The sequence below is a fragment of the Vibrio chagasii genome (assembly GCA_041879415.1).
In the GTDB taxonomy this organism is placed as follows: Bacteria; Pseudomonadota; Gammaproteobacteria; order Enterobacterales; family Vibrionaceae; genus Vibrio.
In genome coordinates, this window is record CP090852.1 from 1,661,449 (window position 1) to 1,683,406 (window position 21,958).

Annotated in this window: 19 protein-coding genes; 7 read left to right on the top strand and 12 right to left on the bottom strand. The window is 42.0% G+C overall.

Annotated features, from left to right (window positions below; genetic code table 11):
• Positions 1-264: 264 nt before the first annotated feature.
• From L0991_21345 to L0991_21355, 3 genes are read right to left on the bottom strand one after another with little or no spacing between them, the layout of a single operon-like run.
• On the bottom strand, positions 265-1,119 hold the full coding sequence (locus tag L0991_21345) for a hypothetical protein (protein ID XGB64562.1): 855 nt from the start codon (positions 1,117-1,119) through the stop codon (positions 265-267).
• On the bottom strand, positions 1,119-1,973 hold the full coding sequence (locus L0991_21350) for an ABC transporter ATP-binding protein (GenBank protein ID XGB64563.1): 855 nt from the start codon (positions 1,971-1,973) through the stop codon (positions 1,119-1,121). Before L0991_21350 ends, L0991_21345 begins: the two co-directional genes overlap by 1 nt.
• Positions 1,970-2,341, bottom strand: a complete 372-nt coding sequence (locus L0991_21355) for a GntR family transcriptional regulator (GenBank protein ID XGB64564.1) — start codon at positions 2,339-2,341, stop codon at positions 1,970-1,972. The genes L0991_21350 and L0991_21355 overlap by 4 nt, the downstream gene beginning before the upstream one ends.
• A 156-nt stretch (positions 2,342-2,497) precedes the next feature.
• On the opposite strand from L0991_21355, the gene L0991_21360 reads away from it, so the two are divergent.
• Positions 2,498-5,032, top strand: a complete 2,535-nt coding sequence (locus L0991_21360; GenBank protein XGB64565.1) for an EAL domain-containing protein — start codon at positions 2,498-2,500, stop codon at positions 5,030-5,032.
• Positions 5,033-5,076: 44 nt separating this feature from the next.
• Here the strand turns inward: L0991_21360 and L0991_21365 are convergent, their stop codons facing one another.
• From L0991_21365 to L0991_21380, 4 genes are all read right to left on the bottom strand, one after another.
• The gene (locus L0991_21365) at positions 5,077-6,819 is read right to left on the bottom strand and encodes an EAL domain-containing protein (GenBank protein XGB64566.1); all 1,743 of its coding nucleotides are present in this window, start codon (positions 6,817-6,819) and stop codon (positions 5,077-5,079) included.
• Between the two features lie 840 nt (positions 6,820-7,659).
• Entirely contained in the window at positions 7,660-8,190 is a 531-nt protein-coding gene (locus L0991_21370; protein XGB64567.1) for a hypothetical protein, read from the bottom strand.
• Between the two features lie 282 nt (positions 8,191-8,472).
• Entirely contained in the window at positions 8,473-10,416 is a 1,944-nt protein-coding gene (locus tag L0991_21375) for an EAL domain-containing protein (GenBank protein XGB64568.1), read from the bottom strand.
• A 110-nt stretch (positions 10,417-10,526) separates the two neighbouring features.
• Positions 10,527-11,084, bottom strand: a complete 558-nt coding sequence (locus L0991_21380) for a hypothetical protein (GenBank protein XGB64569.1) — start codon at positions 11,082-11,084, stop codon at positions 10,527-10,529.
• 533 nt (positions 11,085-11,617) lie between these two features.
• Here L0991_21380 and L0991_21385 point away from each other — a divergent pair.
• Positions 11,618-12,307 carry a response regulator transcription factor gene (locus L0991_21385; GenBank protein ID XGB64570.1) on the top strand — a complete coding sequence of 230 codons (690 nt, stop codon included), beginning with the start codon at positions 11,618-11,620 and terminating at the stop codon, positions 12,305-12,307.
• Positions 12,300-13,649, top strand: coding sequence for a HAMP domain-containing histidine kinase (locus L0991_21390; GenBank protein XGB64571.1), 1,350 nt, complete (start codon positions 12,300-12,302; stop codon positions 13,647-13,649). The genes L0991_21385 and L0991_21390 overlap by 8 nt, the downstream gene beginning before the upstream one ends.
• 106 nt (positions 13,650-13,755) lie before the next feature.
• Here the strand turns inward: L0991_21390 and L0991_21395 are convergent, their stop codons facing one another.
• Positions 13,756-14,292, bottom strand: coding sequence for a GNAT family N-acetyltransferase (locus L0991_21395; protein XGB64572.1), 537 nt, complete (start codon positions 14,290-14,292; stop codon positions 13,756-13,758).
• Positions 14,293-14,516: 224 nt separating this feature from the next.
• Between L0991_21395 and L0991_21400 the strand changes: the two genes are divergently transcribed.
• Together L0991_21400 and L0991_21405 are read left to right on the top strand one after the other, a co-directional pair.
• Positions 14,517-15,791 (top strand): HD domain-containing protein, encoded by a 1,275-nt coding sequence (locus L0991_21400; protein XGB64573.1) that lies wholly within the window; start codon positions 14,517-14,519, stop codon positions 15,789-15,791.
• Between the two features lie 111 nt (positions 15,792-15,902).
• A complete protein-coding gene (locus L0991_21405; GenBank protein XGB64574.1) occupies positions 15,903-16,208 on the top strand; it encodes a hypothetical protein in 306 nt (101 codons plus the stop codon).
• Positions 16,209-16,333: 125 nt separating this feature from the next.
• Here the strand turns inward: L0991_21405 and L0991_21410 are convergent, their stop codons facing one another.
• The 4 genes from L0991_21410 to L0991_21425 form a co-directional block, all read right to left on the bottom strand.
• Positions 16,334-16,783, bottom strand: coding sequence for a PTS sugar transporter subunit IIA (locus L0991_21410; protein XGB64575.1), 450 nt, complete (start codon positions 16,781-16,783; stop codon positions 16,334-16,336).
• The gene (locus L0991_21415) at positions 16,780-18,036 is read right to left on the bottom strand and encodes a PTS ascorbate transporter subunit IIC (GenBank protein XGB64576.1); all 1,257 of its coding nucleotides are present in this window, start codon (positions 18,034-18,036) and stop codon (positions 16,780-16,782) included. Before L0991_21415 ends, L0991_21410 begins: the two co-directional genes overlap by 4 nt.
• 10 nt (positions 18,037-18,046) lie before the next feature.
• Positions 18,047-18,316, bottom strand: a complete 270-nt coding sequence (locus L0991_21420) for a PTS sugar transporter subunit IIB (protein ID XGB64577.1) — start codon at positions 18,314-18,316, stop codon at positions 18,047-18,049.
• A 285-nt stretch (positions 18,317-18,601) separates the two neighbouring features.
• Positions 18,602-19,078, bottom strand: a complete 477-nt coding sequence (locus L0991_21425; protein XGB65433.1) for a hypothetical protein — start codon at positions 19,076-19,078, stop codon at positions 18,602-18,604.
• Positions 19,079-19,500: 422 nt separating this feature from the next.
• On the opposite strand from L0991_21425, the gene L0991_21430 reads away from it, so the two are divergent.
• Both L0991_21430 and L0991_21435 read left to right on the top strand, forming a co-directional pair.
• Entirely contained in the window at positions 19,501-20,121 is a 621-nt protein-coding gene (locus tag L0991_21430) for a hypothetical protein (protein XGB64578.1), read from the top strand.
• A 444-nt stretch (positions 20,122-20,565) separates the two neighbouring features.
• Entirely contained in the window at positions 20,566-21,774 is a 1,209-nt protein-coding gene (locus L0991_21435) for a NupC/NupG family nucleoside CNT transporter (protein XGB64579.1), read from the top strand.
• Positions 21,775-21,958 lie beyond the last annotated feature (184 nt).

A 21,958-nucleotide genomic window follows, 5' to 3' on the forward strand; every position in this document is an offset into this window, starting at 1 on the left:
GACCTTCATCTGGTCGGTAGCTAAAGAAATCATCCCTCAAAGAGCTGGCAGGCATTAATAACAATGCAATTTAATGTCAGCTCATTAATACCTCTCAAATCAAATCTCTTACACAGTTAATCTGTTACCTAGTATATTTTCTACTTAGCACAACGATTCCACACCCAAGCTCCAAACAGAAATTACGAGCAATAAAAAAGCTCCTGATTTCTCAGAAGCTTTGATTTCATTATTTACCTATCACGCGATAGGTTTTGTAACCTGTTATTGGAACAGTGTCTTTAGGCTTACATCGTCCGTTCTGTTTAATTTAAGGCTCAGTAGATAGCCACCGATACCAAGCAAGACGTAAATACTCAAAGATAAGACAGAGACGTTAGAGAGCGCACTGAACGGGTGACTTGCCGTAAGTACTTTCATCGGTAGTGAAGCGATAACAGAAAAGAAGTCATTGATGCCATAGAAACCGAACAGTGCGATAGCCAGCCATTTGATTGCAAAGCTTGAAACAAAGATGACAAGCAATGGCGAGTTAACCAGCTGCGAGATCGCCAGTGTCATTGTCGCTAACGGTAATAGCACCAAGGCAACTAACAGCATTCGACCAAAGAAGACTACCCAATTGGTGAGCACATAAAACAGTGATTGCTGTTCTACTAATAGCGCCAGTTGTTGTTCGCTAGATACGTTTAGAATCCAGAATAGAACATCGGCAAATAGAACTAATAGGGCGCAGATAGCGGGTATCACCACTAAACCAAAGCCTAGCTTCACACCGTGAGTCAGAGCATTCGATACCGGCATGCTTCTCCAAAACATTGAGCTGCCTTCTTGGCGCTCTTTACGCAGTGTTTTTGGGATATACAGCGTTGAAAGCAGCAGTGAAATTAGGCCCGCGCCAAAGAAGATCACTGAGTTAAGGTCTTGTGCGAATTCTCTGTGGATGTCGCTCACATCACCGTTAACTTCCATCTGGAAGAAAAACTCATGCTGTGCCGCGCCATTAAAGAACAGACTCACGAACAGTAACAAACCACACAACGCAACGAATAGAGGTAATCGAGTATTGATTTTGTGCTCGATAAGTTCTTTTTCTAGCATATAAAAACTTGGGTGCATTATGCCTTCTCCGTCTGTGTTGCAAGGAATAGGTCGGCAAGACCAACGTTGTAGATGTTACCTAGTGATTCAACTTGTGGTTTGTATTGACCTTCCAATAACCATTTAGTCGTTCCTAATCCCGGTTGTGAAGTGAGTGGCTTCAATTTTTGAATGTCGCTTGAGTGGTTGTTAGCAACTTCGATAATGAAGTAATCACTCTCGATATCTTCCATACTTTTCTGCAGCACGCAGCGGCCTTGTTTGAGAATAAGTACATCTGTCAGTAGATGTTCGATCTCAGAAACCTCATGGCTAGCAATGATCATCGCACGCTCGCCATCGTGGAACCATTCCAACAGGTGGCGGTAGAAGGTGTCTCGGTAAATCAAATCTAGGCCAAGTGTTGGCTCATCCAAGATGAGTACCTTAGTGTCAGTTGCGATGATGATCGCAAGGTGGACCTGTACTTTCATTCCCTTAGAGAGCTGTTTGATCGTGGAAGAGAGTTTAATGTTCGTGCTACTCAGAGTTTGCTCGGCTTTTTGTCGGTTGAAACTCGGGTGTACGCCTTCGGTGTAACGAAGTAGTTGTTTGATGGTCATCCATTCAGGAAGCACATTCACATCAGAGATGTAAGATAGGTGCTGCATGAGCTCTGCATGCTGGTGGATTGGGTGGTAGCCGTTGACTTCGATTTCACCTTGGTAGTTATGCCCACCAAGTAGTGACTTGATGAGAGTCGATTTACCAGCGCCATTATGGCCAAGTAAGCCAAGCACTTGGCCAGGTTTTAGTTCGAAGCTGATGTTCTCTACACCCACTTGATTCGAATAAGTTTTAGTGACGTTTTTCGCGGAAAGTAAAGTACTCATGACTTGTCCTTTATATGTTGTTCTAGCTGTTTCACGAGTTCTTCGACACTCATATCAATGATGCCTAGCGTCTCAGCGATGGCTGGGATCTGTGTGTTGATGAAAGTTTGGTGTGCGGACTCTTTCAGTTTTTGAAGTGCACCTTCGGCTACATACATACCTTGGCCTCGCTTCTTTTCAACCAAGCCTTCATCAACCAGTAACTGGTAGCTTTTCATGACGGTAAGGTGGTTGATTTTAAGGTCAGCAGCAACAGCGCGCACAGAGGGCAGGGCTTGTTGCTCTAGCCAAATACCTTGCAGAATCTGGTCGCTGATCTTAGTGGCAAGCTGCCTAAAGATCGGTTGGTCGTCTTTCCATTCGGTCATAATTAAAACTGCATGGTGATATACATGTGTATAACACTAACCTTTTTATTCGTATTGGCAAGACTTTTATAAAAATTAATAGAATATTTTTATGGTTGGATGTTCAGTAAAAACAACGTTATTATATAGCACTCCGTACTGTGGTGTTGAGTTCGTATGTTGCACATTAATGACAAAAAACTGGTCTGGTTTACCAAGTATTTGCCAATAACCATCATCATCTTTTCTGCGATCATCTTGAATATGGCGATGTTCAAGAGTGTGAATCAAAAGGTTAAGGCGTTGGTTGAGTTAATTCGAACCGACTATATTGCTGCCCAAAAAGGCTCCATTGAGGCGCAGGTGCTTCAGGTTTCTCAGCAAATCACACACACTCAACGCCTTGTTGAAGATGAAGTAAAAAAGCGCATTACTCGACGGTTAGATAGAGCGTACACTGCGGCTCAAAATATCTATTCTTCGAACCAACACTTGCCAGATTATAAGCTTAAACAACTGATTTTAAATGAGATCAGAAAGCTGAGTTATGCTGAAAAGCAAGAGTACATCTATGCCTACGACATGCAGGGCACGTCACTCGTTCATCCTCTTAACCCAGAAATTGAAAACACCAATCAGCTTAAAACGACAGACACTCAAGGTGTGGCTGTCATCAAAGAGCAAATTGAACTTCTTAAGCAGAGTAATGGTGCGTTTTCTCGGTATTTCGTTCCGCGCCCAGATTTAGAGGGGCGAGATTTAGAGAAGCCGTACATCGAAAATACGCACTATGAGAAATTGACCTATATTCGCCGATTCGAGCCCTTTGACTGGTACTTTGGTACTGGCGTGTCCCTCGATGATGTTAAGCGAGCCAGTTACCAAAGGATTCTAGAAATACTGTCGAGAGTAATTGTGGGTGACAATGGCTACCTGTTTGTTTTTGAACAAAATGGTGACAGCTTACTCCACGCAAATCGAATTAATATAGGGCAAGGGATTAACGTCTACGATGATCTTGGAAGTCGCTTTGAGCAAGATGTTCTAGCGAAATCTGAAGAGGGTGGGTTCGTTGATTATGTTACCGCAGATAAAAATGGCGTTATCGGGCCTAAAAGTAGCTATGTCAAAAAGGTCGGTGATTGGAATTGGATCGTCGGCACAGGCGTGTATTTGAATAGTGTTAATGCCTCGATAGAGAAACGAAAAAATGAGTTGTTAGCTGAATCGCGTAACGAATTTGGTCTTGTTCTTATATTGAGTGTGTTGGTGACGATGAGCTGTATTTTTATCAGCGCCCTTATCAGTCGAAGAATATCAACTCGCTTCTCTCAGATGGAGCAGAGAATCGCAGACGATTTTAGCCGAATCCAAAACAGTCGCCGTCGACTGCAACATATGGCAAAACACGATTCTCTGACGGCACTTCCTAATCGTTCTGAACTAGAACTTCAAGTCAGCCGGGCGATTGCTCACTCAAAACTTGAGGGTAAGTTGGTGGCATTGGTTTTTGTCGACCTCGATAACTTCAAGCGCATTAATGACCAGTTTGGCCATGCGAGTGGAGATGAACTGTTGAAGCAGATAGGTCAGCGTTTTGAAGATATCTTAGGAGAAAATGATGTCGTCTCTCGCTTTGGGGGAGATGAGTTTGTTTTCTGCTTGCCTGGTATTCATGACCTTTCTGATGCAGAACAGAAAGTTCAGCAGATCCAAGCTGTCTTCAATCCATCCTTCAACCTAAATGGTGTAACGGTATCGACTCGGTGTTCGGCGGGCGTTTCTATGTATCCTTATGATGGGACGGAAGTGGAAGAGTTGCTGACGAAAGCGGACATTGTGCTGTACAAGGCAAAAGAGTCAAACAAGGGGGATGCTGTTTTTTATGATGACGTAATCAACCGAAAAGTGAAGTATGACTATTCGGTAGAAAAGCAATTGGAAACAGCCCTAGAACGCGGTGAATTCAGTGTGTTCTATCAACCGCAGGTCGATGCACACTCTAAACAGCTAAAAGGCGTGGAAGCGCTGTGCCGTTGGAATAATGGTTCACTTGGGTTTGTCTCACCCTTAGATTTCATTCCGGCTGCTGAACGAGTAGGGAAAATTCATGAGATTGGTGAGTTCGTGTTAAGGAGAGCGTGCGAAGACACCCTTAATTTGATGCCAAATGGACCAGAGGCGATATGTGTATCGGTTAACGTGTCACCTAAACAAGTATTCGAACTAGGTTTTGATGAGAAAGTGATACGTTTAGTGGAGGAAATCGGCATTGCTCCAGAACGAGTCACTCTAGAGTTAACGGAAAACATTCTTATCAAAGATCTGCATATCGTAGAGCCGATACTGAGAAGGCTTCGAGATTATGGATTTGGTATCTCGCTCGATGATTTCGGAACTGGTTTTTCATCACTCAATTACCTGAATACTCTGCCAATCACAGAGATAAAGATCGACCGATCTTTCATCGGCAAATTGAATTCCAGTCAGCACAGTGAGACTTTAGTGAAAGCCATTATTGATATTGGCGCCTCTTGCCAGATGAAAGTCGTCGCCGAGGGGGTCGAAACCCCAGAGCAGATGGCGAAGCTACAGCAATACCATTGTGATTTACTTCAAGGTTATTACTTTGATAAGCCACTGACTGCCAAAGGGTTACTAGACGCTTATTTTCCTGTGAACTCTGAAAGCCTTAAGTGCAATAACGCTTGATTTAATCGTTGCCTTTTAGTTCACAGGTACCTTGATAAAAAGGATTAGCTGGATGTGCTTTGAGGACGGCTATAAAGGTAGCCTTGATGTAAGTTGTAGCCCAACTGACACAAGATATATTGTTGCCTGCGCGTCTCAACACCTTCATAGATCATCGTAATATTGGATAGGCGTCCGATCTCCGAGATATTGAGTAGCACGCCCTGGTGATGCTCCCCTGATTCAATGTCTTTCACAAAACAGCGGTCCAACTTTAAATAAGTTGGGGAGATAACGCTGATGATTTCGATGTTGTTGTTTCCCGTACCAAAGTCATCCAACGCGATGGTGATGCCCAGTTTCTTGATTGCTTTGATGTTGTCGATGACTTCGCAACCATAGCCAATGTTTGAGTATTCCGTTATCTCGACGACAAACTCATTAGCCTCCATTGCGTCTAAGTGCTCTTTAAGCTTCGAAAAGTTATTACCTACTAAGGCACTTGGACACACGTTAACCCCGTATATCTCATGACTGTTGTGTAACTTGGCGTTTCTTACCGTTTCAATAAGCAAAATGGTATGAAAAGTGAGTAGGTTAGTACGTCGCATGGTGTTGATAAAGCTTAGAACACCGACATTACGAACCCTAGATAAAAGCTCATAGTACAAAACGGTATTGTCTTCCGTATTGATGATCGGCTCTTCTTCAAATGAGATGTGCTTCCAGCGAAACAGGTAAATGAAAAATCCGAGTATGTAAGAGCGATAGAGTAAAGTGGAAAGCAAAATAGATGTCGCCATCCACAGCGCGACAATATCATCGCTATAGAAAGTAATGGTCGCTCCGCTTGGTAGTGGAGAGGTGTAAATCGCCTGGCTGGTTTCGCCTAAGTTGAGAATGTAGTAACCATTTTTTTGTATTGAGACGGAATCAACGAGCAGAGGCAGCAATGAGTTTCTGTAACGTGCTTCAATAGAGCCTTTTGAAATACGTACTGTTAACTCGGTACTCTTTTCTGAGTTTGTGAAACGAGAATAGGAAAAATCGCGGCTATCGTAGAAGTCATCAATCTTATCTATTTCAACAGATTGAGAACGAGCTTTTGAGATGAAGCAGGAGCCTTGGGGCGTAGTCATGACAACAGAGTCGAGGTTAAGAGAGTGCCTCAATGAATGAATTGCACCTGTAGTGTCACAGCCAAAATCCATGATTTCTTCTGCAATGTGCAGAGTGTTTTCGCTGTATTCATCTGCAATTTTCATCGTATAAAGGATCTGGAAAAAGTAGATAACGAGCAAGAAGAGTGACGTCACCGTGAGCACAGTGACCAAAGCCCTGATCAGCTCCTTGTGGTATGTGTTGAACATCAACTTCAGCATTGTAGCCTGGCTCGGTTTGAACTGGTTGATGTCATATTTGGGTGCGATACGGTTCTCTGAACTTTTATCGAGGTCGATAAAGTAACCCACTTTATAGAGGTTTGATATGAGTTCACTATTATTATCAACCTTTGCCTTTTTACAAAGGTTTCGGTACTTCTTTCTTATCGAAGCGATAATATTTTTTAGAGCATACAAACTGAACTCTTCATCAAAATGTAATTTAAATGACTCTTCAACATCTCGAGCTGATTGAGGGTTTGAAATTGAAGCATTTTCAATTAAATACTTGAAGACAAAACTCTCTTTACTATTAAGTGTTTCCTCTGATATCTTATTACTGTCTTTCTTTATATATATTTTTTCTTCGTTATAGATTAGTTGCAAGCTCTCATTATTGTTATTTATATTGAAAGAACAGTGCATAGCTCAACTCCTAAGCGATAGTTATTATATTTGTGTGATTGATATGTGATGGCTGGGATTGTCGTTCAACCTAAGAGTTCGTTCTAAATAACATAACTAAAATGTCACCATTTCTCTCAAGATGTTGATACTAATCGCAGAATTTGGGCTGTAATGAAAGGTTGTAGAGATGTTCACCCAAAACTTGAATTTATAAATGAAAGCCACTTTTTTACAAGGGACAAGGGGGATTTATCCATTTGTTTTGGTATTTATCCATTTGTGAGCTTCAATGTTAGCGCTTTTTACAGGGATTTTAGTGATTGCTAATATTGGTGGGCGTGGCGTTTTAGGTGTCGACCTATCAGGTAGATTTATCAGAATTTTTCAGGATAAAGTTCAGTTTGAAAATTTAAGATGATATTAATATCATTTAAATTCAAGTTTATACTTCTTTATTTTATATAATTGCTAATTAGTAGTAATATCATTAGTGTTAGTTGGGAACTTTAACGTTATTGCTTTTTGATTATTTATTATGTCACAACAAAAATGTTATTTTATATTGGATGGTTTTTAGTCTGTTAATTAACAAAACCGTGATGTTGATTCCATGGTTGCGTTAGTATCGGTTAGTGCTTGCACTCTATTTTATTGGTAAATAGTGTTAATTGAAATGAACGAAATAAGGTGGGATATTTTGTGCTTGGTTTTATGTCGTTATAATAACGATTCTATTGGGTGAGTTTTTTTGATTGGCCTTCCATAAAGAAAGCTCCAAGATAGGTGTATCATCAGGAGCTTTCTGGTTGCTTCTTGTGACTACTTTTTAAAGCAAGTGGATATCTCTAAAGCTAAAGACTAGAAGTTGAAGCTCGCGGTCACACGCACTACGTCTTCTTCAAATGGTGTTGTACCACCTGATCCGTCTGGCACCATCGCCGAATCGTTGATCTTTCCGTAATCGACCGTTAAACCGATCATGCGCCAGTTCACTGTGGCACCCACTGAACCGTAAACATTATCGATATTGATGTCGTTGAAAGAAGCGTTGCCCGATTCCACATCGGCATTTAAGTAGTTGATACCAACCTTAGGGATGATATCAAACTCGGCAATTTCAAATCTGTAGCCGATGTTGGAATATAAGCCCCATGCATCTTGTGAGTTTGGCTCGTCTAAATCTACCGCTTCCGTACCCAATGAAAAGCCACCCCCTACGACAATATTATTCGATAGGGCTTTACTATAGCCAAAGGTTGCCAGCTCTTGATTCCCAATAAATGTCACACCGGCCTCAATAGAGTTGTCGCGGTCACCTGCGAGTGCAGACAATGGTAAGCAAGCTGTAACGACAGCGACGGCAGGTAAGACTAAGTGGTTCTTTTTCATGATTCTCTTTCTCATTTTGTATGGACGAAAGCAGTCTACAAAATATCGAAGCTCAAATATGAGTCGCCAAAAAATCACATTTGAGCTGAACAAGAATTGACATAAAGAGCGGGTAACTAACTGAAATATTGAGACGAAGGCGAGATTTTATGAGTGAGAAGCATACTGTTGATGAGTGTTAATAACTGGCATGTTCAAGCTGGTTATTAGGCAAAATACACGATGCATGAGCCGATACTCGCCACTATTGTTCACTCGCCATTCCAAGTGAATAACACTGACTTATCGAAGGAATAAAAACTTGCTTTCGACTTCATTTGAAGGGATTGGTTTACTAAACAAGAACCCCTGCAGATATTGGTAACCACAGTCGACCAAGAAGTCCTTCTGCGTTTCTGTCTCAACACCTTCCGCGACCACTTTTAGCCCTAACTTGTCACAGATAGCTTGGGTTGCTTGAACAATGGCTTTGCTGCCTTTGTGTGAGCCGTGCACAAAACTCTTATCAAGCTTAACAGTACTAATAGGTAGGTCATGCAACATAGATAGAGAAGAGTAACCAGTACCAAAGTCATCCAGGTGCAATTCCACACCCAACTTGGCAATGTCACACAACGCTTGTCTAACTTCGCCATGTTTGAAAATCATGGATGACTCAGTGATCTCAAGGGCGATGCTCTGAGGTTGGATATTGTAGAAGTTGAGCATTGCAGACAGTTGGTCTGCAAAAGTTGCATGCATTTGAATACTGGAGATATTGATACTCATCATTAGTTGGTTATCAAATTCTCGGTGCCAAATGGATAGCTGCTTAAGTGCGGAGTTGAGCACCCACTTTCCAAGCGGAACTATCTGACCTGTTTCTTCTGCTAGAGCAATAAACTCGTCAGGTCTAATGTCCCCTAAATCTTTATCTGACCAGCGTAGTAGTGCTTCAAACCCTTTCACTTTATCACTGCTGGTATTCATGATCGGTTGGTAGTGCAGCGTAAGATCTTCATTCTCTAGGGCACGAGCTAAGCGATGGCGAATTTCTACTTTTCGATGAAGCGCACGAGCTAAGCTAGGGGTGAAAGTTTGGAAGCGGTTACGTCCGTTAGCTTTTGCCATGTGCATTGCCATGCCCGCTTGTTTGAGTAATGATTCTTGGTCTATGGCGTTATCTGGAAAGTTTGCAGTACCTATGCTGCAACCTACAGACAGAGTACCAATTCCGCTGATGTGAAAACTTCGGTTTAATGCATCAATAATGCGTGTGCAAAGCAGTGGGATGTTTTGGTTTCGACAGGCGTGAGCAATCACGATGAACTCATCGCCACCAAAGCGACCAATCATGCAGGTTTCATCAACTAGTTGTTTTAGGCGCTCACCGACTTGTTTTAGCAGCTGATCTCCCACGCTATGCCCATAGGTGTCATTGACGAGCTTAAAGCCATCAAGGTCAACAAACATCAACTCAAAAGGGGAGCGGTAGGCAATACTGGTTTGTAGTAAGTTGGTGATCCCTCTACGGTTATGAAGCTCTGTTAAGCAATCGTGCTCCGCGTTGTACCTGGCTTTTATCAGCTTTTCTTTTTGCTTGGTGGTACAGGTTAGGTCTAACAGTAGCTCACTCTTGTCGAACAACCATTTGCCTTGAACGTCAAAGTGATGGGTTTTGTCACCTATGGTACAGCTCACTTCTTCAAGGATCTCTTGCCCCGTTCGTGCTGAAAATAGCCAATGGGCTGCGGTTTCTTCACTGGAAAGAAAATCGGAGAGGGTGGTAAAGGGTGAGCCATAGTTTTGATTAAACGCGGAGTTAGTGCTTACTATCTTACCTGAGCGGTCAAATAGCAGAGAAAGGTTCGCTCCGTCTGAGTAAGCGAGATCGTGCTTAAGGCTGCCTTCTTCGGCAACCACTTGGACTAACATACCCGTTCGAGCATCAGGTAAAGGAATACCAGAAAACTGGCAAAGTGCGCGTTTGGCTATGTATTTGGGGGTGAAGTTCCACCATGTTTTGATGCTTTCACCACGTAGAAATTGTCTTTGATACTCTTCGAGAGTCGCCTCTATTGCCTTTGACATCTCGACACTAAAGTCGCGGGATGTCAGTTCAAACAAAGATTCCGCCTCCCACAAAGGAAGAGCACTTTGGTTTGCCCATGTGATTCTTTTGTTATCGATGTCATATATCCAAATAGGACACTTTAGGTACTCGAAAGATTGATAACTTGTCATCATGCTGGACTCTACGTGAGGAAGTTTTAGTTGGATGCCACCGAGCAGGCAGCCTACTTCGGTGACTTATTAATACAAATCAACCCCTCTCCATATTAGTGAGAAAGGTGTGTTTATAGGTTTAATGAGCGAATGATCTTAGTCACTTTCCCTTCCGGAGTTGTCTCGATGATATAGCCTTTTTTATCATCAAACATTTCACCATCAATAAAGTGCCATCCATTTGGTTTCTTTATGATTTCCTTAGGAAAGTTCTCATCAAACATAGAATGACTTGGGTAGACCGTTTCGATAGCTTCGAATAGGAGCTGCGCTTGGTCTTGATTCGCTAGGGTGAAGTCTTCTTTTAAGCACATGGTTAATTCAGGCAGTGGCTGAGTCGTAAACGGTTCAGTGACGGTACCTAATACACCTTTTTGTGAGTAGAAACGGTATGAGCCTGAACTGCTTTCACTGCCATCTGGAGACTTGATATAAGGCGTCGCGCTGTAAAATTCACAGTCAAAGACCATTTTTTGAATAATGCTGCTTTGCGGAGCGACCTGAATATCAATCCAAGAACTCACTTGAGATTGAATCTTTTTTATCGTTTCTTGCTTATCCGTATCAGCAAGTAAAGGTGCTGAAAATAAAGCAGATGTAGCCAGTAACAGTGAAAGCGGTTTATTCATTTTAAGAGGGTCCCTCTAAGGAGTGATTAAATGACAAATTACAGAGCGATCTATTGATGTTGTGAATGTTACTTGAAGTGGTAATGACTTTATAGGAAGGAATGGAAGAACAAAAAAGGAAAGTGCTGATGAGTGAAATAGGTAATCGGTTTCTTTTAGTGGTTAGTCGAATTTTCTGGTTTTTTAATCTAAATGGAATCAATTTCTTGGTTTTATAAACTGTGGTGTGACTGGTTAAAAGATGGTTGATTTGATTGTTTTTTGTAAACAATTTTAATGTAAGTGTGGGTAAGAAAATAAAGCAAGTGTAAGCGATTAGGATGGAATACGACATTAAATGCAATCGGTATCATTTTGTGGAGCCTATATAAATCGGGGCAGCAGACGACCTGTTGCCTAATTTTGTAAACGTAGATGTACAAAAATGATTATTATGTTTTGCGTACGGTAAAGTCTTGACTCTAATAACAATATTGATGATATATGACCAGTATATATACTGCCCACGCTTTTAATAAATACTGGTGATAGATATGTCGAAAACCAAAGTACTCATTGTCGAAGATGACCAAGAGATCGCTCGTTTAACCACACTCTACCTAGAAGCGGAAGGGTATGAAGTGAGCGTCGTTCATGAGGGAAACTTGGCACTTGAAGCTATCCGAAGTATTGAACCTGATTTAGTGCTGTTGGACCTTATGCTACCAGGTATGAGTGGCGCACAAATCTGCCGAGAGGCTCGTGAGTTTTACAATGGAATGATCTTAGTGCTGACAGCATCTGCAGATGAAATGAGTGAAGTAAGCTTATTTAAGTTCGGTGCTGATGATTATGTGGCTAAGCCGATACGAGGGCATGCATTGCTGGCCCGAATCGAAGCTCTCTTGAGACGTGCAACGCCGGTTACAACAACGGCAGAAACGGTGTCAGAAAACCAGTGTGAGATCGTCATCAATAGCGCAGCCCAAAGTGCCACTTTATACGGACAAAACTTGAAACTCACATCCGCAGAGTTTGAGATTTTGAACCTTCTCGTTAAGAATGTTTGCCAAGTCGTTACCCGTGACCAATGTTGCCAGCTATTCCGAGGAATAGATTACGCGTTTAACGATCGTTCGATTGATATGCGTGTATCAGGTTTACGCCGAAAGCTGCGCGTTCACGCAAAAGACAAACAGTTAATACGCACGGTACGTAATAAGGGGTACATGCTGGTTGCTTAAATTTATTAAAGAGAAGCTTCGCTCTGTTTCGATGTTTGCTCGGCTCTACCTTGGTATTGTTACAGGGATGTCGACGACAATCTTTTTGTTTCTACACCTTGGTGAAGGACATATGCGAAGAACAGAGATTGAGACTTTTCTCAATGATGGGTTGTACTTTGTTGAACAGTATATCCAGCATCGCGACAAAGAAGATTCGCTCTACAAGGAACTCGATAGAACAGGTCACCAACAGTTTTTTATTTTCAATTTACGCCTGTTAGAGAATTGGTCGGGAGAACCTCCTTGTCAACGATGTGAGTTACATACCATCTTAAATGGTGTGCCTATTTACCTCAGCGAAAACAATTTGTACTCGGCTGTGTATCAACTGCCGAATTCCAAGTTTAGCTTTGCATTCTGTGAAGTCGGGGACTTCTTTTCTCCTGAAATTGAATGGTATGAGGATTCAGAGCGGCATTTTTTACTTGGACTTCTGCTCGCGGTCATCATTGCGATCGGAGCGAGTGTTTACTTACCGGTTAGGGGCTTTCAAGAGAGGATTGAGTCGTTAGTTGAGAAGCAGAAACAGTTTGGTAAAGGTAAACTGAATACGCGTTCTGAGACTGAATATATTCATCCTGTTTCCGAGTTGGCTAGCAGTTTTAATTGCATGGCAGAAGAGATAGAAAGCAAGGTGAAAGAGAGCCATATATTTGCTCAAGCAATTCCCCATGAAGTTCGTACTCCGTTAAGCCGAATACAGTTAGCGACTGATATACTGAGACGAGGAGCGCCTGAGCAGCATCAAGCACTTTTTGATGATATCGATACCTATGTGGACGATATCAACGAGCTCACATCAGAGATCATTATGCTCTCGAAGTTGAATGTTATGGACAATTCCTTCTTCGAGTTGGTGAAAGTAAGAGCGAGTTTACTTGAATATTGTTTAGACCGGATTCGCTATTCTGAGTTGGACAATGTGACCTTTGAATCAAAGGTGAATCAAGACAGCACGATAAAGTGTGATTGCTCCATGGCTCGCTTGGTGTTTGATAACATCCTTAAGAATGCTGGCAACTATACTAAAGACCACGTTTGGCTGACTTTAGATGAAAACTCAGAAAGCTGGTTAGTGGTCGTTGAGGACAATGGGCCTGGTATTCCAGAGGAGCGTCGCGATGAAGTCTTTGTTCCATTTTCTCGCTTAGACTCGAGCAGAAGTGCTTCAACCGGCGGTTTTGGATTGGGGCTTGCCATTGCAAACTCTGCGGCTAAGAAGTTAGGTTGGAGTATCAAGATCGATGGTAGCAGTCATGGTGGGGCTAAATTTACGATTGTAATTGCTAAGGCGGCTTAATCGTTATTTATCTTTATTGAATCTACACTCGTTTAGGAAAAACAAAAGCCATGGCTTGAACTGACACCGATTAGTTCAAACCGTGGCTTTTTTTAACCAGAAACGGCTACTGTTTTGAACGGTGAAGACCATAGATTGCGTGGTCAACGATACGACCGTTCAAGTTCTCGCTGCGTGTAATGATACCTTCTAAATTGAATTGTAAGCGCTCACAAACCTTGCGGCTGCTTTGGTTCTCAACAGCGGCAGATATTTCAACTTTCTCCATATCTAACTCATTGAAAGCCATATCAATCAGCTTTTTAACTACACGCGTTACAATTCCCCTTCCTTGGTATGGTTCAGATAGCCAATAGCCTATCGTTACTTTTTGCATATCATGATCAATGGTATTGAAACTACAGTTACCAACGATATTGTCTTGGTACACGATGGCGCAGGTCATACTTTTACCTTCTGCGTAATCGTGTAATGAGCGCTGAACGAAGAGCCTAAAATCTTGTTCGGTTTTACAATGTGGCGGCCATGCAAGCCACTGACTTAAATACTCATTTTGACTTTGTGAGATTTCCGCGTAGTGAGAGGCGAAACGTTCTTCAACCAAAGCAATGGACAATTCGTCATCGATAACTGTTTTAAACATGCATTTCCTTTTTTTGACTGTTCAGTTGAGTGGATTTTAGTCGGCTAAACATAATGTCGCCTGTTTTTTAATATGCAACCATTTGTAGCACGGTTTTTCCGTGATACGTTAGATCTATCACGAAACTCATTAAACCTTACATTAGTTGTGTATATAAACATTAACTATGCATTAGTATTGGCAGCCTAAATATATAAGAACAATAAAAATTCTAGGCTTAAGTAATGAATCAACATTGCCAAGACGTAACCGTAGACCTTAGAAAGGCTCTATTTGGTATAGCTAAGGCGCTTGATAACGTAGGTTTTGAAAGCAAAAATCATGGGCAACGAGTCGGTTATATCGCTTACCGCTGTGCCCTCAGTGTGGGCTGGGAAGAGGAACAAGCACAGCTTGCGTTCTCGTTGGGGCTTATTCACGATTGTGGTGTATCTCAAGTTGATGAACAGCTCAGTTTGGTCTCAGGTTTTGTTCCTGATTCCACCCACCACCATTGTCAGAAAGGCTATCAAATATTGAAAGAGTGTCCTGTACTTTCGATATTCTCTAAACCAGTGCTTTATCATCATACTCCTTGGGTGGAGCTTAAAGCGTTACCTATTAGTGAGTTAGAGAAAGAACTGGCCGCGATTGTCATGCTTGCCGATAGGGTTGACTATCTCTATGGCATCACCTCTTCCGATCGCTATGGCAACCTCACCCCAGATGGAAAAGCGAGCATTATCGAACGTTTGACTGAGCAAGCAGACGAGATGTTCGAAACTAACCTTGTGCAACATATGTGTGAGCTTGTCGACTTGGACGATTTCTGGTTCTCGATGGAGATCCCTTACATTGAAAACATGAGGGATAATTTTGAGCCCGTGCCGTTCTTTTCTCAACAGATGTCGTTGGATGAAACGGTCGCTTTTGCAGAGTTTATTGCCAATGTGGTGGATACCAAGAGCTCGTTTACCTTTAAGCATTCGTTGAAGGTGGGGCAGCTTTCAGAGTATTTAGCTAAGCAACTGGGTTACTCATATACAACGCAGCGTAAGCTTTATTTGGCTGGGTTAGTACATGATATCGGTAAGCTGCAAACACCAAGTGATATCCTCCACAAACCAGACCTACTCACTGATGAGGAGTATTGCTGCATTAAACGCCATGCAACGGATACAAGGTTCGCACTGCAAGAGTTGTTCAGTTCACCTCAGATTTGTGAGTGGGCGTCGAATCATCATGAAAGGCTAGACGGTTCTGGTTATCCAATGGGGAAAACAGCAGAAGAACTGGATCAGCCCAGTCGAATTGTAGCGGTTGTCGACGTGTTCCAAGCATTGACACAATCTCGTCCGTATCGAAAGGGAATGACACTTGAAGAGACGATGGTGATTTTGACTGAGCATGTTGAGAACCATAAGCTTGATCGTGAAGTGTTTGAGTGTTTGAAGAAGCACGCTCAGTATTGTTTTGAGTTATCAACGGACAAGTGGGCTTACCCGATTTACGAAACGTGAGGATCTTGGAGTCGTTTCAATCCCTTCTCATTTTATTCATGGCGCTTACAATGGCTTACAGTGATTGAGCAAGGCTACTGATATGGTGGTAAAAATCATTAAAGGAATAAGATGTTGAGAACGAAAATCATAGTGCTAGCTTTGGTTACCGCTTTGTCAGGTTGCATGGATGAAGATGGTTACGATGAAGCGGTTTTAGAACAACTTGTCGATCGACAAGCGAACATCGAAGATGTGACGAAGAAACTCGGGCAGCCCGATCGCATCATCAATAATGATGGATCTGTGGCTTATATTTATGAATATGAGCGCGATCTTCTCGCTTTTACGTTTTATAACGGGGAGTTGTTGTTCAAGGAGAGAGCTGCCAACGACGGTCTTTATGATTTTAAGATGATCAAACCAAGCGTTCAGTAAACGGTAAGTACAATCAATCGAGTTTGATGAACAACGGGCATTGACTAAAAAGAGACAGAAAAGCGATAGCCGAGGCTATCGCTTTTTATTTGGGGGCTTATTCGCTCAGGAGCAATGTAGCGAGGTTAGTATCGCTTTAAGATCTCGATGATCTCTTGCTCTGTTTCTGCAGCGATAATGGCATCAATGTCATCATCATTTTGGAACAGCTCTGATAGCGCCATGATGGTATGGATATGGCTATCTGAATCCATTGCCGCCAGAGTGATGGAAAGGTAAACGTCGCCGTTATCTTCCGACTCTAAATCAACACCTTTTTTGAATACTGTCACCTGTAGTGATGCTTCGTTTACGCCGTCTTCAGGACGAGCATGAGGCATTGCAATCTTTGGCGCTAGAACATAGTACGCGCCAATGTCCTTGTGCTTTTGTTTGATGGCTTCAACATAGCTTGCTTCAATCTTGTTGCTCGCTAGTAGTGTTGAACATGTCACATCAATCGCAGCATCAACCGTTAGGTTTTCTTCAGAGTTGATGATAACGCCTTGGTTACCGACTAAATCGAATAAACTCATGAAACAATCCACCCTAGAATCAGACCAACCACACCGAAGTCGAAGTCAGCAAATGTTGTTGCTTCAAGACCAAGTCCGCCAAGAACAGGAAGCAGTAGCATTGGTAAGAAAGAGATACATAGGCCTTGAGTGAATGAACCTAGAATCGCACCACGTAGACCGCCAGTTGCGTTACCGTAAACGCCCGCTGCACCACCTACGAAGAAGTGTGGAACAACGCCCGCTACAATGATTGTCCAGCCTAGTGCGCCTTGTACTGCCATTGCTAGTAGGCCAGCAGCGAAAGAGCAAAGGAAGCCAATAAGTACCGCATTAGGTGCTACAGGGAATACCATTGGGCAGTCTAGAGCCGGTTTTGCACCTGGTACTAGCTTGTCAGAGATACCTTTAAATGCAGGAACAATTTCAGCAATCAACATCTTCACACCTTGCAGTACGATGTAAACACCGCCGGCAAACACAAGAGACTGCATGAATGTGAATACAACCCAGTTTTGGCCATTTGAGACGGTTTCTACGAACTCACCGCCAGCGACAATCGAAGCAAACATGAAGAAGATTGCCATGGTTGTTGCTACTGCGACAGGTGTGTCACGCAGGAACATTAGGCTCTTAGGCACATTGATGTCTTCAGTTGTTTTTGACGTGTCACCGAACTTGCTGCCAATGAAACCAGACACTAGGTATGAGAATGTTGAGAAGTGACCCATCGCTAGTTGATCGGTACCCATTACTTTCTCTGTGTATTTCTGAGCAAGTGCAGGCATGATAACCATCAGTGAACCCACAATGATCGAACCAATTGCGACTAGAGCCGTGCCCTGAATGTTCGCTGTAGACAGGATAACTGCAACCAGCATAGACATGAACATTGTGTGGTGACCCGTTAAGAAAATATATTTTAGAGGTGTTAAACGAGCCAATAAAATATTCACAACGAATGCGAAGAACATAATTAGAGCCATTTCATAACCGAATGCTTCTTGTGCTAATGCCACAATTGCTTCGTTATTTGGAATAACACCACTTACGCCGAATGCTTCAGTAAATACTACTGAGAAATTATTTAGTGCGCCAACTAGAGCACCAGCACCAAAACCTAAAATTAGGAAACCCATTACGGTTTTAATTGTGCCTTTAAGAATGGTAGAAATATCTGCTTTCTGTGCAACTAAGCCAATGAAAGCAATTAAACCCACCATGATTGCTGGCTCTTTTAATAAGCCAAGCATAAACTCGAAAAAGTTTTGCATAATTTTGACCTTACATGAAAGTTTTTAGTTGTTCTTCGATTGATGCTTTGTCAAAAATATTTTGTAGACTGATGATGTTTTCTTTACCAGCTTCTTTTAGTTGATTCGCAACGTCAGTTGCAGCAACCCAGATATCCGCAGTGCTTGATGCTGCAGAAGATAGATCTTCGTGATCAACTTCAGCTTCAAAACCAATTTTCTTAGCCACATCTTTCACTGCCATTTCCATCATTAGAGAAGTACCAAGGCCGTTACCGCAAACTACAAGAATCTTTTTCATAATATTTGTCTCGATTGGATTTTAAGGTTTGAGAAACTTCGTTCTCTTATTGTGTGGGAGCATATTAATGGAAATATTGAGATTTCAATAAGACTTGCGTCACAAAGTCAAAATGAGATTGTGACGCAGATCTCGTTAAATTGCGCGAGGAATTCAGAGTGGGATCTTGATCAAATTAAGTTCTCACTTGAATATGCAACGTCTTTTATTTAGATAGGGACGAGGATCTTTATTTGGATATTAGAATTTGAATCTTGAAAGGTTTAGCTAAGATTAAATATTGAATTAATCGTATCTTCCGTAATCGGTAAGCATTTTCTTAAGCATGCTATTAACGTCTTTAGTCTTTTTACTTCTTTTAGTTAACTGGCTTAGAGAAGTTGGTTTTGATGCTTCAAGTTTATCTTCATCAATATCTTCAACTTTGTCTTTCATTTTTTGTACTGCTGGCAATAGCATTCTAATTTCTTCATTGTCAGCGTTTGTTAACACAACAATATTTTCAGACTCAACTTGAGTAATGGTTAATATTCCGTGTTTAACCGATTCAACCTGTTCGCCAATCATAATTGACTCAGGAGCAACCGAACGATCAGTTAGTTGGCCTGTACGTAATTTAGCCGCACTGATAGCTCGAATATTTCCGGTGTTTTCAAACGCGACGATAACAGTATGAGTATTATAATATTCAACTACTGTCACATAACCGTGTCTATTTGTTTTGAATTTAGCTCCAATGTTCATATCGTGCGGAGCTTCCATTTTCTTCACGTGTTTCCTCTCTTAGTCTCAAAGGCTGTTATATCTGATCAGCTCTATTAGTATTTTATAGATATTATTTGGTGAGATACTTACAAAGTATATACGCATCTAAACTTAAGATGAATCTTGAAGTCACGGTAAATGAGGTAGAGCACAGAAAACTGCTAATAATCACACAGAATTAACTAAGCGCTTACTTGGTGATCTACATGGGTTGAACATATTTTGTTCATTTCATAACTCTCATTTACAAGGGCTTGTTAGTTAGCGTTTATTGATTTGGAAATCAATAAATTCAACCTGATGTGTGAACGAATTTATAGAAATGAAGATCGTATAAATTATTGATTTGATGAATGTTTACGGAGCGAGGCAATGTTTGTTAGAACAGCCTATTCAAAACAATAAGATAGGTAAATCTAATGAAAAAACTCGTCAGTTTGCTGCTCGCTGCAGTATCTCTAGGGCTTTCTGGCTGTGCGACAGTATTAACCGCAGAGCAGAGTGCGCCTCAACTCAACGAAGTCCCACAAGAAAAAGCACTGACTATCGCTGTGATCGATAAGCGTCCGTACGTTCTTGATCACGATAAAGAGCCAAAGTTCGAGGGCATCATTCGTAGCTCATTAGGTATTCCTTATACCTACAACACGGCGACACAGCAGCCCATGTCTCAGTTTTTAACCGACAGATTGGTAGCAGGTTTGAAAAAACAGCAAGTAGCTGTTGAGTCGGTAGAAACGACACCGGAAGAGGATATCACCAAGGTCGCTGAGCAGATGAAAGCGTTCAACAATAAATCAATGATGTTCGTCTTGAATGAATGGAAGTATGACTTCCACGCATTCACGGACAATTCTTGGTACAACGTTAATGTGATTATTTATGATGAAGCGGGCAAAAAGCTACTCAGCAAAAACTTCCAAGGCGAAAATGATGTGCCTGATGGCGGTGCAATCATCAATGAGATGCAACTTATTTACAAACAGCGCTTCGAAGAAATCTTCCAAGACACTGAAGTGAAAAGTGCATTGCTAAACTAATCACTTTCGTTTTCTATCATATTTTGAAAAAGCCACACTCTGTGGCTTTTTGTTTTAGTGTGAATTGTACTTATCCTATTTATTACTAACAAAGTGAATTATCGCGGTAATTAGTTCGTTTTGTATGTTTTATGACCGCGCGATCGTTTGCGTTAAAAAATGTGATGAAAGTCTCAATCAACTGTTTATACTTCTCTTCCGGTTTTAAGCCGGTGCTTAGCCAATACAAGCCGTCACATGGATATGTGAATGACCCCACGGACCGGACCAGCTACGTTCCACTGCTTGTATAAGGTGATTTTTTACATGAACAACTCGTTGTTACAGTCGCTAACTTTGTTGGCCCCTTCATCGCGTAGCGTTTTGCTTGCGGTTCTTTGTCCTGTTCCTTTGATGTCATTCGCTTGGCTCATGTTCACTCTATAAGGATTACTAGGACACATTATGAATATTCTATTTGGTTTTGTCGGTGTTATTGCACTGATTGCTTGCGCGTACCTGCTATCTGAAAGTCGTTCTTCGATTAACTGGAAAACGGTGATTCGTGCACTACTACTTCAAATCGGCTTCGCAGCTTTAGTTTTGTATTTCCCATGGGGACAGTTAGCGTTAACAAGTCTAAGTAATGGTGTTTCTAGCCTGCTTGGTTTTGCTGATGCGGGTATTGCTTTCCTTTTCGGTGATCTTGCTACTGAAGGTTTCATTTTCGCGGTTCGCGTACTTCCAATCATTATCTTCTTCAGTGCTTTGATCTCTGCGCTTTATTACTTAGGCATCATGCAGAAAGTGATTCAAATCTTAGGTGGAGCGGTGCAAAAACTGCTTGGCACAAGTAAAGCTGAATCTCTGGTTGCGACTGGTAATATCTTCCTTTCTCAGGGTGAGTCTCCTCTTCTTATTCGTCCTTTTTTAAAGTCTATGACTCGTTCTGAACTGTTTGCTGTAATGGCAGGTGGTATGGCATCGGTAGCTGGTAGTGTGCTTGGTGGTTATGCAGGCTTGGGTGTTGAACTTAAATACCTTATTGCTGCGAGCTTCATGGCGGCTCCGGGTAGCTTGTTAATGGCGAAGATCATCGTTCCTGAACGCAGCACACCGAGTGACTACGACAACATTGAGCTAGATAAAGCTGACCAAAGCAACGTAATTGATGCATTGGCTAGCGGCGCGATGAACGGTATGAAGGTTGCGGTAGCTGTTGGTACGATGTTGATTGCATTTGTGAGCGTGATTGCCATGGTAAACACTGGCTTAGAAAGCCTAGGTGATACGTTCGGCTTTGCGGGTATCACGCTGCAAGCTATCTTCGGTTACCTATTCTCACCACTAGCATGGCTAATCGGTATCCCGAGTGATGAAGTATTAATGGCGGGTTCTTACATTGGTCAGAAGATCGTAATGAACGAATTTGTTGCTTTCATCGACTTCGTTGAAAACAAAGCGCTACTGTCTGAACACAGCCAAGTGATTGTGACATTTGCACTGTGTGGCTTTGCCAATATCGGCTCTATTGCGATTCAACTGGGTTCTATCGGTGTAATGGCACCAGAGCGTCGCGCAGAAGTAGCGAACCTAGGTTTGAAAGCAGTCGCTGCTGGTACGCTAGCAAACCTAATGAGTGCATGTTTAGCGGGTATCTTCATCCTGCTTTAATCTAGATTGATCAAAAGCCGCTAGATTCAGTGAAAGCGGAGACCTTGATTACGGAGTTTACGTAAAGAAGGTCTCCGCTTTTTTGTGTCTGTGACAGAGGCGAATGAGATGAGGGTAAGGTTTTTCGTGCTGTATAGTGCGTAAAGCTTCACTCTGAAGAGTAATAGAGCAAGCTTCTTTTATC

Coding starts and splice junctions, on each gene's coding strand:
- L0991_21345 (XGB64562.1), bottom strand. CDS start 1,119: ATGCACCCAAGTTTTTATATGCTAGAAAAAGAACTTATCGAGCACAAA.
- L0991_21350 (XGB64563.1), bottom strand. CDS start 1,973: ATGAGTACTTTACTTTCCGCGAAAAACGTCACTAAAACTTATTCGAAT.
- L0991_21355 (XGB64564.1), bottom strand. CDS start 2,341: ATGACCGAATGGAAAGACGACCAACCGATCTTTAGGCAGCTTGCCACT.
- L0991_21360 (XGB64565.1), top strand. CDS start 2,498: ATGTTGCACATTAATGACAAAAAACTGGTCTGGTTTACCAAGTATTTG.
- L0991_21365 (XGB64566.1), bottom strand. CDS start 6,819: ATGCACTGTTCTTTCAATATAAATAACAATAATGAGAGCTTGCAACTA.
- L0991_21370 (XGB64567.1), bottom strand. CDS start 8,190: ATGAAAAAGAACCACTTAGTCTTACCTGCCGTCGCTGTCGTTACAGCT.
- L0991_21375 (XGB64568.1), bottom strand. CDS start 10,416: ATGATGACAAGTTATCAATCTTTCGAGTACCTAAAGTGTCCTATTTGG.
- L0991_21380 (XGB64569.1), bottom strand. CDS start 11,084: ATGAATAAACCGCTTTCACTGTTACTGGCTACATCTGCTTTATTTTCA.
- L0991_21385 (XGB64570.1), top strand. CDS start 11,618: ATGTCGAAAACCAAAGTACTCATTGTCGAAGATGACCAAGAGATCGCT.
- L0991_21395 (XGB64572.1), bottom strand. CDS start 14,292: ATGTTTAAAACAGTTATCGATGACGAATTGTCCATTGCTTTGGTTGAA.
- L0991_21400 (XGB64573.1), top strand. CDS start 14,517: ATGAATCAACATTGCCAAGACGTAACCGTAGACCTTAGAAAGGCTCTA.
- L0991_21405 (XGB64574.1), top strand. CDS start 15,903: ATGTTGAGAACGAAAATCATAGTGCTAGCTTTGGTTACCGCTTTGTCA.
- L0991_21410 (XGB64575.1), bottom strand. CDS start 16,783: ATGAGTTTATTCGATTTAGTCGGTAACCAAGGCGTTATCATCAACTCT.
- L0991_21415 (XGB64576.1), bottom strand. CDS start 18,036: ATGCAAAACTTTTTCGAGTTTATGCTTGGCTTATTAAAAGAGCCAGCA.
- L0991_21420 (XGB64577.1), bottom strand. CDS start 18,316: ATGAAAAAGATTCTTGTAGTTTGCGGTAACGGCCTTGGTACTTCTCTA.
- L0991_21425 (XGB65433.1), bottom strand. CDS start 19,078: ATGGAAGCTCCGCACGATATGAACATTGGAGCTAAATTCAAAACAAAT.
- L0991_21430 (XGB64578.1), top strand. CDS start 19,501: ATGAAAAAACTCGTCAGTTTGCTGCTCGCTGCAGTATCTCTAGGGCTT.
- L0991_21435 (XGB64579.1), top strand. CDS start 20,566: ATGAATATTCTATTTGGTTTTGTCGGTGTTATTGCACTGATTGCTTGC.